A 12,386-nucleotide genomic window follows, 5' to 3' on the forward strand; every position below is an offset into this window, starting at 1 on the left:
CCCCTAGCCCGCCGGATCATCGCGGTCGTCGCCCGCGCCATACTCATCCGCGCCATCCTCATCCGCGCCGCCCTCATCAGCATAGCCCCCTTCCCCATAGGCATCATCACAGCCCTCATCACCGTCCTCATCATCATCGTCATCATCATCCCAGTCGATGATCGCGGGCGGATCGAGCAAATGCGCCAGCCGCTCATCGAAATCGCGCGCGGCGATGTGGACCGCATGGGTCGCCCCCATCCGATCCAGCCGCCCGAGATGGGCGAGCAGCAGGCGGCTGTCATAGCGGGTGCGGGTGGCGACTTCCTCGCCGTGGTAGAACACCGTCTCCTGCACGCCGTTCAAGGCGCGGTCGGCGAGCACCTCCTCGACCTGCGGCCGGGCGAGCACCAGCGCGGCATCCCAAAGCTTGCGAAACTGCGGCGAGGCGCGCCGCATCCGGTAGAGATGCGCGCGGCTGACCCCGACCTGCTGCGCCGCCGCCCGGACATTGCCCCACTGCGCGAGCGTCTGGACAAAGGCGACCTGCGTGGCCGGCGTGAGATCGGCGGAGAGATTGGCCGGATCGACAACCGAGGTCTGCGCAACAGGCGCGGCGGTGGCGGTAGTGGCGGCGGGCGTGGTCAGGGCGGTTTGGGTAGTATCGTGCGACATGACGGACGCGGCTCCTTGGCGAAAGGCGAGGGAGTCGCGGGGGTTACGGGGTGTGGGGGGTGTAGGAAAGGGGGGGGGTTGCGGCTAGGGTACCATTTGATTGCCAACGACTTACAGCGGGGGAGGCTGGCGAATGCCATACGTAGGGCTGGGGATAGATGATCTTACGGTAAATCCGGCCAATGATCGGCACGGAGAGCTTGCGAATGAGACTTCTGCGATAGCCGAATTGTTCAGGTTGCGTGAGGCTCATATGAAGAAGCTCGCAACGGATATTGTCGAAGAAGGCGTAGTTTACGATCCTCCTTTGGTTCTGCGCGACGGCGACGACATGATCGTTTTCGACGGCAACCGTCGGGTTACCTGTCTCAAGTTGATCCGAAATCCGGACTTAGCTCCGAGCCAAGATCTGCAGAGGTTTTTTCGAGAACTGAGAGATCGTTGGGAGGGCACGCTACCAGACGAGATCGAGTGCCAAGTCGAAACTGACCGTGAAGTTGTCGATAGCATTATCTTTCGTCGCCATACTGGTGCCCAAGGGGGCGTTGGGCAATCAAACTGGGACGATCGAGCGAAGCACAATTTCGTCGAGCGTACTGGCCGAGGCGGAAGGATAGATGTCGCAGTGCAAATCGAGAATTTACTCCGTGAGCGCGACCGACTGCCAGATCAACAGTTGCCAAGATCAACACTCAATCGATTGCTCTCGTCCGAAGTCTTCCGCAACCGAGTCGGAGTTTCCGTACAAGATAATCAATTCACCTTCACGCATGAGCCAGACGTGACCATTGAAGGCCTGGCTCGCATAGCCGAGGACCTTGCGGAGCGCCGTGTGGTTCTAGGAGACCTCTGGAATAACACGGGAAAAACGGCCTACCTAAATCGACTGGACGTTGAGGGGCTTCTGCCTACCGAAGAGCATTTGATCGGGGTAGAGGACGAGCCTCAAACGCGCCGTCAGCCAAGACGACGAGGTCGCCCGCCAATGGAGCGGCGCTCACAGACAATCATAGATGATCAGGAAAACGAAATACCGTGGAGGTCTGATCAAGCTCGGATCCGTGCCGTTTGGCACGAACTCCAAACACTTGATGTGAACCAATTTCCCAATGCGATCTCTGCATTACTGAGGATCTTGGTCGAATTATCAACCGAGAGCCTATTACGGAATGCGGATATAGATCTAGCACAGGGACTAGCAGCCAATTTCCGAAGAGCCACGACTCATTTGAGAGACAATAATCATATCGAAGCAGCATACTTTGACGAGCTTGAGCGTATGCGGCAACACACTGAGTTGCTCTCGATCCCTAGTATGCAACGGTATGTTCATTCGCCCCAGTTCGCACCATTGCCAGACGAACTTTCGACGATTTGGATTAGATTGCGAATTTATGTGATCGCATGCCTAACACATTAGTTATTTTGAAGTTTATTTCCTGAGAACCTTCGTGCTTTCAGCTAACATAAAATTTGTACCCTTGCCCAATTCCTCCAGTACCTCCGCCAAATACCTCCTATTAAACGACCACTCCACCCTCAGCCATCCTTCGACCCCGGCCTGCGCCGGGGCAGGCAAGCTCAGCACATGCCTTCGGCTACCCCCTCCCCTGAAAGGAAAAGCCGCAATCTTGGCCTCTTGGCGGCTTGGCGCGAACCATCATGAGGCCCCCGCCTGCGCGGGGGTGCGCTTGAGAAGGGGAGCGAGATACTGCCCGGTAAACGACCGTGGCTCTTTGACGACCTGTTCCGGCGTCCCCACCGCCACAATCTCCCCGCCGCGCACGCCGCCCTCCGGCCCGAGGTCGATAATCCAGTCCGCGGTCTTGATCACGTCGAGGTTGTGCTCGATCACGACAACGGAATTGCCGCCCTCCACCAGCCGGTGCAGCACTTCCAAGAGTTTGCGCACATCCTCGAAATGCAGGCCGGTGGTCGGCTCGTCGAGGATGTAGAGCGTCTGGCCGGTGCTGCGCCGCGCGAGTTCCTTGGCGAGTTTCACCCGCTGCGCCTCGCCGCCTGACAGGGTCGTCGCCTGCTGGCCGACCTTGACGTAGCCGAGGCCGACCTCGTTCAGCATCCGCATCTTCTCGCGGATCGAGGGCACGGCCTTGAAGAACTCCTCCGCGTCCTCGATCGTCATGTCGAGCACGTCGGCGATGCTGAGGCCCTTGAACTTCACCTCCAGCGTTTCGCGGTTGTAGCGTTTGCCGCCGCATTCCTCGCAGGTCACATAGACATCGGGGAGGAAGTGCATCTCGATCTTGATGAGGCCGTCGCCCTGGCACTTCTCGCAGCGGCCGCCCTTGACGTTGAAGGAGAAGCGCCCCGGCTTGTACCCGCGCGCGAGGCTTTCAGGCAGGCCGGCGAACCAGTCGCGGATCTGGGTGAAGGCGCCGGTGTAGGTGGCGGGGTTCGATCGCGGCGTGCGGCCGATGGGGGACTGGTCGATCTCGATCACCTTGTCGCAGTACTCAAGCCCGGTGATGGCGTCATGCGCCCCGGCGATCACCCGTGCGCCGTTAAGCACCCGCGCCGCGCCGGCCTGCAAGGTGTCGATGGTGAGCGAGGATTTGCCCGAGCCGGAGACCCCGGTGATGCAGGTAAAGGTGCCGAGCGGGATCTTCGCCGTCACGCCCTTGAGGTTGTTGGCGCGCGCGTTCTTGACCGTGATGTGATGCCCGTTGCCCTTGCGGCGCTTGGCCGGAACCTCGATCTTGCGCCGCCCGGTGAGGTAATCGGCGGTGAGCGATCCCTTGGCCTTGAGGATATCCTTGAGCTTGCCCTGCGCCACGATCTCGCCGCCATGCACGCCCGCGCCGGGGCCGAGATCGACAATGTGGTCGGCAGCGCGGATCGCGTCCTCGTCATGCTCGACCACGATCACCGTGTTGCCGAGATCCCGCAGGCGCTTGAGCGTCTCCAGCAGCCGGTCATTGTCGCGCTGGTGGAGGCCGATGCTGGGTTCGTCGAGGACGTAGAGCACGCCCGACAGCCCGCTGCCGATCTGCGAGGCGAGGCGGATGCGCTGGCTTTCCCCGCCCGACAGCGTGCCGGAGGTGCGATCAAGATTGAGGTAGTCGAGGCCCACGTTGTCGAGGAAGCCGAGGCGTTCGTTGATTTCCTTGAGGATCGCCTTGGCAATCTGGCTCTGCTGCGAGGTCAATTGCGCGTCCAATGCGAGGAACCACGCCTTGGCATCCGCCACGCTCATGGCGACGGGGGTGGCGATGTCGGTGTTGGCGATGCGGACGCTCAGCGCCTTTTCGTTGAGCCGCTTGCCGCCGCACGCCTCGCAGGGCTGCGCTGTCTGGTACTTCGACAGCTCCTCGCGCATCCAGGTGCTTTCGGTCTGCATCAGCCGGCGGTTGAGGTTGCCGATCACGCCTTCGAACGCCTTGTTGACGGTGTATTCGCGGCGGCCATCCTTGAAGGTCAGCGGCACCGGCATCCCGCCTGTGCCGTGGAGGATGATCAGCTTCTGATCCGGCTCCAGATCGGCCCAAGGAGTGGTGAGGTTGAAGCCATACGCCTTGGCGAGGCTGGCGAGCACCTGCATGTAATAGGGCGACGGCGGGTTGGACTTCGCCCACGGCACCACCGCGCCCTGTTTCAGCGTCAGCGCCTCGTTCGGCACCACCAGTTGCGGATCGAACAGCTGCTTCTCGCCGATCCCATCACACGCGGCACACGCGCCTTGCGGGGCGTTGAAGGAGAACAGGCGCGGCTCGATCGCCTCCAGCGTGAAGCCGGAGACCGGGCAGGCAAATTTCTCGGAGAAGACGATGCGGTTCGGCGGGAGGCCTGCGCCCTTCATCTTTTGCCCTTGGGCTCCGCCTTGCGCCTCATCCTCGCGCCCCGGCACCACGCCATCGGCCAGATCGACATAGGCCAGCCCCTCGGCCAGCTTCAGCGCCTGTTCGAAGCTGTCGGCCAGCCGGGTTTCGATGCCCTCCTTCACCGCGATCCGGTCAACCACCACTTCGATGTCGTGCTTGTATTTCTTGTCGAGCGCGGGTGCGTCTTCGATCGGATAGATCTCTCCGTCGATCCGCACGCGGGTGAAGCCGGTGCGCTGCCATTCGGCCAGCTCCTTGCGGTATTCGCCCTTGCGCCCGCGCACCACCGGGGCAAGCAGGTAAAGGCGTGTGCCTTCGGGCAGGGCCATCACCCGGTCGACCATCTGGCTGACGGTCTGGGCAGAAATCGGCAGACCGGTCGCAGGCGAATAGGGCGTGCCCACCCGCGCCCATAACAGGCGCATATAGTCGTAAATCTCGGTCACCGTCGCCACGGTCGAACGCGGGTTGCGGCTGGTCGTCTTCTGCTCGATGCTGATCGCCGGGCTGAGGCCGTCGATATGCTCGACATCGGGCTTCTGCATCATCTCGAGGAACTGGCGCGCATAGGCCGAAAGGCTCTCGACATAGCGCCGCTGCCCCTCGGCATAGATGGTGTCGAATGCGAGGCTCGACTTGCCGCTGCCCGACAGGCCTGTGACCACGATCAGCGCATCACGCGGCAGATCAATGTCGATACCCTTGAGGTTGTGTTCGCGCGCACCGCGAACGGATATTGTGGTGAGGCTCATGGGCGTGATCTGTTCCGGAAATGTTCGTGAAGGTCAAGGCGGCGGCACGTGGTTGCGGCGCGCTGTCACCAGATGGTCGGCCGACTTGCGATTTGCAACGGGCCGGGGGCTGTCCGGGTTCCGGCGACACCGCACGAAAACCGCGCTGCGGGTGCGACAGGTTCCGGGGGGCGTGGTCCGGGAAAAGACGGGTTGTGCGCCCCGGGCTGATGGCGACACTGGCAGGCCGGGTTCGCGATCGATGCAAAAAAGGATGTTGCGCCATGTCCAGCCACCCCGCACCCGTGATGGCCGCCGCTGCCGTCGCCCTGGCCTGCCAGCCCGCACCGGGGCTTGCGGCGCAATCGGCACAATCGGGCGACCAGCCGTCGGGCAACCCCATTTCCATCCCCGTCACCCCGGCGCAGGCGCGTGCCGAGGTCGCGCTGACCCGCAGGCTCAACCGCGAACAGGCCGCCTTTGCCGAACGCCAGCTGGCCGAAAACGCAGCGGCCAAACGCGCCCGTGAAGCAGCCGTGGCAGAGCGCGCGGCGACCATTGCCCGCCAGCAATCCGAATACGAAGCGGCGCTTGCAAGCTTCGAGTCGGAACGGGCCCGGCACGCGCGCGAACATGCCGCGGCAATGGCCCAATGGCGTGCCGATGTCGAAGCCTGCAAGGCCGGTGACATCAGCCGCTGCGCGCCCATAACGCGCAGTTACAGGCCCGAAACAGGATGATTCATAAACCTTAAAATATTGATATTACAGTATTTTACTTTGACTCTGACCGACCCTACAGAAAAACTGAAGTCGCCAGACATGCGGCTTAACGGCAGATAGGAAGCCTCTTTACCAGTCTCCGGCCGGGTCCCTTGCAGGGTCGCAACCTGGCTTCCCGACGGGAAGAAGACGGGCCGGGATGCGCAGCGCTGCAAAGGCTTACCCCCAAAGCCTGCCCACAGCCTGAATGTGCATCCCGGCCTAACTCCGTCAAACCCCGCTGGCTTGGGGGTTTCCGCTGACCAGCGCCCGCGCGCCCGGCTGGCCAAGCCAATGTGCCGCCACGCCCCAGACCCGGCCGATCACATCGGGTGACAGCGCTGTGGCGGGCGGGCCATCAGCCACCACCGTGCTCTCCAGGCGCCCACCATCCCCCTTGGCGTCCAGCACCAGCACCCGGTCGGCATGGTTCATTGCCAGCGCGAGATCATGCAGCACCACCGCCACGCCCTGCCCTGCCTGCGCGCAGGTCTTGAAATGCGCGATCAGGCTGAGCTGGTGGGCCAGGTCGAGCGCGGCCAGCGGTTCATCGGCGAGGATCCAGCGCGGTTCTCCGGCCAGCACACGGGCCAGCAAGACCCGTGCGCGTTCGCCGCCTGAAAGGCGGCTCGCCGGGCGGCGGCGCAGCGGTTCAAGCGCGAGCGCGGCAATCGCGGCCTCCACCGCGGCGGTGCCGCGATCGCGCCACGGCAGGCGGCCGAGCGTAACAAGGTTCTCCACCGCCACGTCCCACGCAATATCGGGCACCTGCGGCAGATAACCGATCGCTTGCGCGCGCTGGCGCGGGGGCATGGCGGCAAGGTCGGCCCCGTCCAGCGCCGCCCGCCCGGAAGTGGGCGCAAGCAGCCCGGCAAGGGCCAGCAGCAGGCTCGATTTGCCTGCACCATTGGGGCCGACAATCGCCGTGATCTGGCCGGGAGCGAGCGTGGCAGAGATGCCGGTCACCACCTGCACCCCGCCGCGTGTCAGCGAAAGGTTTTCCGCCGCCAGCATCACAGGCTCCCCCGCCGCATCCGGATCAGCAGCCACAGGAAGAACGGCGCACCGATCAGCGACAAGGCAATGCCCAGCCGCAGCTCTGTCACCAGCGGCAGGATGCGCAGGATCGAATCGGCAGCCAGCACCAGACAGGCGCCTGCCAGCGCGCTGGGGCCGATCAGGCTGGAAGGCAGGCGGTCAGTCAGCGGGCGCACCAGATGCGGCACCACCAGCCCGACAAAGCCGATGATCCCCGCCACCGCCACGCCAGCCCCCACCGTCAGCCCGACACCCACCACCAGCAGCCCCAGCAGCCGCCCCGGATCAAGCCCCATCGAACGCGCCGCCTCCTCCCCCAGCGTCAGCGCATCCAGACTGCGCGCGGCAAGCCCCAGCACTGCAATCCCGGCAGCGACCAGCGGGGCGGCAATCGCAGCCTCGCGCCATGAACGGTCGGTCAGCGCGCCGTTGAGCCACATGACAATCTCCGACAGGGCAAAGGGATTGGGCGCGAGCGTGATGGCAAGCGCGGTAAGCGCGCCTGCAAGGCTGGCGATCATCAGCCCGGCAAGGGTGAACAGCGCAATCCCGCCACCTGCCCCGCCGCCGAACCCGCTTGCGCCGTCGCTCGACGTGCGCCCGGCGATCAGCGCGAGCGCCGCCATGCCCGTGCCCGCCCCGATCAGCGCGAGCAGCGGCAGGCTCCATCCGGCCCATGCAGGCGGGATGATGGCGCCAAGCCAGAAGCTGGCCACCGCGCCCAGCGCCGCCATCGGCGCAATCCCGAACAGGCCGGGATCGGCCAGCGGATTGCGCAGATAGCCCTGCATCGCCGCCCCCGCCGCGCCCAGCCCCGCGCCCACGACAATCGCCAGCACAGCGCGCGGCAGGCGCAGTTCGGCAAGGATCAGCGCGGCATTGGCCACCCCGCCGCCCGCAACATCAAAGGGATTGATCCACACGCGTCCGGCCAGCAAGGACAGCGGCAGCAGCACCGCCAGCAGCGCGGCAAAGACAAGGTTTGCACGGTTCACGGCAGCCGCGCCCGCAATGTCTCAAGCCGCATTCCCAGCCCGACCACGCTCCGCCCGCCGCAGAACAGCAGACGCGGGTCGAGCATCTCCACCCGCGTATCTTCCAGCCGGGCGAGCAGCGGATGGCGCTGCGCGGCGCTGTCGCCTGCCACCAGCAGCAATTCGGGCGGGTCGGCCAGCACGGTTTCAAGCGCGACGAAATCGGCCTGTCCCAGCCCCATCGCCGCGGCGTGATTGGCAAAGGATTTGGCCCGCAGCATTTGCGCCACCAGCGTTGCCTCGCCCGGCACGATGCCGCCCGGTTGCCACAGCAAGGTGGAAACCGGGCGCGCGTCGGCGACAGGTTCGGCGGCCCGGCGCATCTCCTGCACAAGCGCCTCACCCTCCGGCCCGCGGTGCATCAGCCGGGCGGCCTTGCGCACCTGCGCGATGCTTTCGTCCACCGTGGTCGGGCTGCCGAAGGTCTCGACCCTGATCCCCGCCCGTTCGAGCGCGCTGCGGGTGGTGGGCGCGATGAAGCTGGACGCCAGCACAAGATCGGGCGCCAGCGCGATCACCTCCTCCGCCGTCCCGCCGGTGACGCCGAACCGCGCGGCGGTGGCGGCGGGTATCGAACTGGAACGGGGATCACGGCTGTAATGCGACAGGGCCAGCACCTGATCGGGCGCGGCGACCTCTGCCAGGATCGCATCAAGGCAGGGGTTGAGACTGATGATGACGGGGCCTTGCGCGGCATCCCGAGGCGGGCCAGGGGACGGGGCAGTGGACGGGGCAGCGGGCGCGCAGGAGGTGAGCGCGCAGGCGGCGGCCAGCAGCGCCAGCATTGGGGCCAGCCAGCCGCCCGTGCGTGTGACGCCAGTCCTGTCCCGATCCCACAGCATGTCCAGTGACAGGCGATAGGGCCGCGCCGCCAAGCGCGCAAGCTCCGCTGCGTGGTCATATCCGAGGCTGCGGCTGTCCGGTTTCGGGACGCGGGGGTGCGGCACGCTCGCCCGGGGCAATCGGGCGCGCTAGGGCGAGGATGACGTCATGCCCCTTGCCCGCCCCCCTCTTGCGTTGATCGCCTCGCTTGCTGCCGCTGTCCCGGCAGGCAACATCTGGCGCAAGCGGCTGGCGGTGCTGGCCGCCGCCATCGCGGTGCCGGCCCTCGCCGCGCCGGGAAGCCTCGTTGCCCTGCCCGGCCCGGCGGCAGAGCCCGAAGCAGCGCTCGCCACGCGGCAGGCCGCCGCCGCGGCGCTGGCGTTTGAACGACCGGGGATGAGCTTTCCGGGATCGGCCTTCTATTACCTCGCCGATCCGCCCGGTGCCGCGCTGGTGGCCTTGCCCAGAGCCGATCCGCTGTCCCCCGGCGCAGAAGAAGGGCGCGAACTGGGCGCGCTGATCGATGTCGGCGCACCGCCCAAACCGTTCTTTTCCGCGGGCGTCGGCCTCACTCACGCCCGCGCGGTTGAATGCCTTGCGCAAGCCGTGTGGTACGAAGCCGCCAGCGAAAGCGAGGCGGGACAGCGTGCGGTGGCGCAGGTGGTGCTCAACCGTGTTGCCCACCCTTCATGGCCCGCAAGCGTGTGCGGGGTTGTCTATCAGGGGTCGGAACGCAAGACCGGCTGCCAGTTCACCTTCACCTGCGACGGCAGCCTTGCCCGGCGCCCGTCGGGCGCGACCTGGGCCGGGGCGCAAAAGGTGGCCGAACAGGCGCTGTCGGGCAGCGTCTATGCGCCCGTGGGCCATGCCACGCATTACCACACGCTCTGGGTCAATCCCTACTGGGCCGGAACGCTTGACCATATCGGCACGATCGGCGCGCACCGGTTCTACCGGCTGCGTGGCGGCGCGGGGGAAAAGACCGCGTTCTCGATGGCCTATGCCGGGCTGGAAAGCGCCCGCGCCGTGCCCGGCGCAGCCACCGCGTCGCTGACCGAGGCCAACGCTGCGCGCCCGATGATCGCCTATGATCTGGCCCCGCGGACGGACAGCAGGCCTGCCGCGGCAAAGCCTGCGGACGCGGCCTCGATGCCCGCCAGCACGCCCCCGGTCGCAGGCTATGGCGGCGCAGGACAGGTCGCGGGGCAGGTCAAGGCCGAATATGCCCGCGCCGGTCAGTGGAAAGCGCGCCCGGATATGCCCGCTTTACCCGCAGCGACGGAATAACCGGCTCCCCGCAATCGCGAAATCACGGTTAAGCTGCGCGAAACCCTGTTCGGGCACCAAGAGTTCAGGCGCGCGGCGCTATCCGGCGGCCATCGTCAGAACGGTGCGCCAGTCCCTGCTGGTCACCCACCGCAGCAGGAACCACGCCTTATGTCGATCCGCCTTGCCCCCGCCCATGATCATGCCCGCACCGCGGGACGGCACGCTGCCGGGCGCGGACTGGTGGCGCGGGTGCGGGTGATGGCGGCCAATGACAATGGCGACCAGCCCGGCCGCGATGCCCCGGGCGCCTTTGACCCGGTGCTGGTCGCGGCGCTGCATCACTTTGCCCGCCACGGGCTGGATTCGGCGCGCATGGCCCATGCCGAGGCGACCCGCGCCCGGCTGGAAGGCAACGCACCCGGCGCGGCAGAATGGATCGCGATCACCGGAATGTTCGACCGCCGCCTTGCCGCCAGCGCAAATCGCGAACCGATCCCCGCCTGACCCGTGACCGATTGCGCTACGGCGTTTCCCTGATGGCTTGGCCGGAAATCATTATTGCAATTGCAAACTGTTTGCAAAGATAGTTACGGCATCCGCCCTTTTGGCGGTTGCAATCGTGTTTTGAGCGGCCTACCGCGCCTGTTGTAACGGGTGCCTTGCCGCTTGGGACGGGGGTCGGCACCAGCCATAAGTGCATCGCTTTTCGTCCCGATGGATCAGGGAAGGAAGTTTCGAATAATGGCCCGCACCAAGATTGCGCTGATCGGCGCCGGTAACATCGGTGGCACGCTCGCCCACCTCGCCGCTATCAAAGGCCTTGGCGACATCGTGCTGTTCGACGTGGCTGAGGGCATGCCGCAAGGCAAGGCGCTCGATCTCAGCCAGTGCGGCCCGGTTGAAGGCTTCGATGCCAGCATCACCGGATCGAACGACTATGCCGACATCGCAGGCGCTGACGTGGTGATCGTCACCGCGGGCGTGGCGCGCAAGCCCGGCATGAGCCGCGATGATCTGCTCGGCATCAATCTCAAGGTGATGAAGGCGGTCGGCGAAGGCATCCGCGACAACTGCCCCGATGCTTTCGTGATCTGCATCACCAACCCGCTCGACGCGATGGTCTGGGCGCTGCGCGAGTTTTCGGGGCTTCCGGCGAACAAGGTCGTCGGCATGGCCGGCGTGCTGGATTCGGCGCGCTTCGCCACCTTCCTCGCATGGGAATTCGGCGTCAGCGTGAAGGACGTGAACGCCTTCGTGCTCGGCGGCCACGGCGATACGATGGTGCCGGTGCTGAGCTACTCGACCATCAACGGCATCCCTGTTGCGGACATGGCCAAGATCAAGGGCATCTCCGAAGACCGCTTGGGCGAAATCGTCCAGCGCACCCGTTCGGGCGGCGGCGAGATCGTTGCGCTGCTCAAGACCGGCTCGGCCTTCTATGCGCCTGCCACCAGCGCCATTTCGATGGCCGAAGCCTATCTCTACGACCAGAAGCGCATCCTGCCCTGCGCGGTTGAGGTCAACGGCAAGTACGGCGTTGACGGCCTCTATGTCGGCGTGCCGGTGGTGATCGGCGCGGGCGGCGCGGAGGAAGTGATCGAGATTTCGCTGACCGACGAAGAGAAGGCCAACCTCGGCGTCAGCGTCGATGCGGTCAAGGAACTGCTCGACGCGTGCAAGGCGCTGGATAGCTCGCTGGCGTAACTTCGATGTCAAAGTCTGTGATCTTCACTATTCACTTTGCTGCGCTGATCATAGGATCGGGACTTGGCGCATTGGGGTTGTTCGGGCTGCTGATACTGATTCCCTTCGCGCTAGCTGCCGGATTTATCGTTCTGGGGGCGAAAGCTCTGGGAATGCCGAAGCAGGACACTCCAGGTTGGATCATCTTCTTCGGTGGTCCAGTAATTGCAGCTGGCATGGGATGGTTGATCGCCGCGTTCGCCTACTACGGACGCGAAGGGATATCTGTTGTTTAATCGGCCCGCGCTCTTGATTGGAGGGTTTCTACTTCTGGCCACAGGAATAAGCTTCCTGATTGGTTCATGGGCTGGAAGTGGGACCGATCGAGCAAGTTTTGGTCCGCTTATTTGGGCAGTCTCACTAGGGCTTAGTCTTGGAGCTTTTGGCGTGATTGTGAACAATCTAGAGATGATGTCAAAGCCCCAGTCGCAACGACGAATCCGCCCCCACCCTATGTTCTTGCTCCCGCTGGCTGGCGTCTTAGCCGGAGCTCTT

11 protein-coding genes are annotated in these 12,386 nt (G+C 64.9%); 6 read left to right on the top strand and 5 right to left on the bottom strand.

The annotated features are described in order from the left end of the window. Window positions 1-3: 3 nt before the first annotated feature. Window positions 4-654 (bottom strand): hypothetical protein, encoded by a 651-nt coding sequence (locus BUA05_RS14805; protein WP_072675015.1) that lies wholly within the window; start codon window positions 652-654, stop codon window positions 4-6. Between the two features lie 253 nt (window positions 655-907). Here BUA05_RS14805 and BUA05_RS14580 point away from each other — a divergent pair, with 253 nt between their 5' ends. Then, complete coding sequence (locus BUA05_RS14580; RefSeq protein WP_143150302.1) at window positions 908-2,074, top strand: hypothetical protein; 1,167 nt, start codon at window positions 908-910, stop codon at window positions 2,072-2,074. Window positions 2,075-2,314: 240 nt separating this feature from the next. On the opposite strand, the gene uvrA is transcribed toward BUA05_RS14580, so the two are convergent. Beyond that, a complete protein-coding gene (uvrA, locus tag BUA05_RS10795; protein ID WP_072675018.1) occupies window positions 2,315-5,245 on the bottom strand; it encodes an excinuclease ABC subunit UvrA in 2,931 nt (976 codons plus the stop codon). A gap of 263 nt (window positions 5,246-5,508) precedes the next feature. On the opposite strand from uvrA, the gene BUA05_RS10800 reads away from it, so the two are divergent. Continuing rightward, a complete protein-coding gene (locus BUA05_RS10800; protein ID WP_143150303.1) occupies window positions 5,509-5,964 on the top strand; it encodes a hypothetical protein in 456 nt (151 codons plus the stop codon). A gap of 252 nt (window positions 5,965-6,216) precedes the next feature. Here the strand turns inward: BUA05_RS10800 and BUA05_RS10805 are convergent, their stop codons facing one another. The 3 genes from BUA05_RS10805 to BUA05_RS10815 are packed head-to-tail and all read right to left on the bottom strand — an operon-like array spanning window position 6,217 to window position 9,004. Then, window positions 6,217-6,999 (bottom strand): ABC transporter ATP-binding protein, encoded by a 783-nt coding sequence (locus tag BUA05_RS10805; protein WP_086616562.1) that lies wholly within the window; start codon window positions 6,997-6,999, stop codon window positions 6,217-6,219. Continuing rightward, window positions 6,999-8,018, bottom strand: coding sequence for a FecCD family ABC transporter permease (locus BUA05_RS10810; protein ID WP_072675022.1), 1,020 nt, complete (start codon window positions 8,016-8,018; stop codon window positions 6,999-7,001). The genes BUA05_RS10805 and BUA05_RS10810 overlap by 1 nt, the downstream gene beginning before the upstream one ends. Further along, the gene (locus BUA05_RS10815) at window positions 8,015-9,004 is read right to left on the bottom strand and encodes an ABC transporter substrate-binding protein (RefSeq protein ID WP_245790176.1); all 990 of its coding nucleotides are present in this window, start codon (window positions 9,002-9,004) and stop codon (window positions 8,015-8,017) included. The genes BUA05_RS10810 and BUA05_RS10815 overlap by 4 nt, the downstream gene beginning before the upstream one ends. 43 nt (window positions 9,005-9,047) lie before the next feature. Between BUA05_RS10815 and BUA05_RS10820 the strand changes: the two genes are divergently transcribed. The 4 genes from BUA05_RS10820 (at window position 9,048) to BUA05_RS10835 (ending at window position 12,127) form a co-directional block, all read left to right on the top strand. Then, a complete protein-coding gene (locus BUA05_RS10820; RefSeq protein WP_084662622.1) occupies window positions 9,048-10,166 on the top strand; it encodes a cell wall hydrolase in 1,119 nt (372 codons plus the stop codon). A 150-nt stretch (window positions 10,167-10,316) separates the two neighbouring features. Continuing rightward, on the top strand, window positions 10,317-10,652 hold the full coding sequence (locus BUA05_RS10825) for a hypothetical protein (RefSeq protein ID WP_072675024.1): 336 nt from the start codon (window positions 10,317-10,319) through the stop codon (window positions 10,650-10,652). Window positions 10,653-10,889: 237 nt separating this feature from the next. Further along, window positions 10,890-11,852 carry a malate dehydrogenase gene (gene mdh, locus BUA05_RS10830; protein WP_072675027.1) on the top strand — a complete coding sequence of 321 codons (963 nt, stop codon included), beginning with the start codon at window positions 10,890-10,892 and terminating at the stop codon, window positions 11,850-11,852. A 5-nt stretch (window positions 11,853-11,857) separates the two neighbouring features. After that, window positions 11,858-12,127 (top strand): hypothetical protein, encoded by a 270-nt coding sequence (locus tag BUA05_RS10835; protein ID WP_072675029.1) that lies wholly within the window; start codon window positions 11,858-11,860, stop codon window positions 12,125-12,127. Window positions 12,128-12,386 lie beyond the last annotated feature (259 nt).

Origin of the sequence: Erythrobacter sanguineus, assembly GCF_900143235.1 — a bacterium.
GTDB lineage: Bacteria > Pseudomonadota > Alphaproteobacteria > Sphingomonadales > Sphingomonadaceae > Erythrobacter > Erythrobacter sanguineus.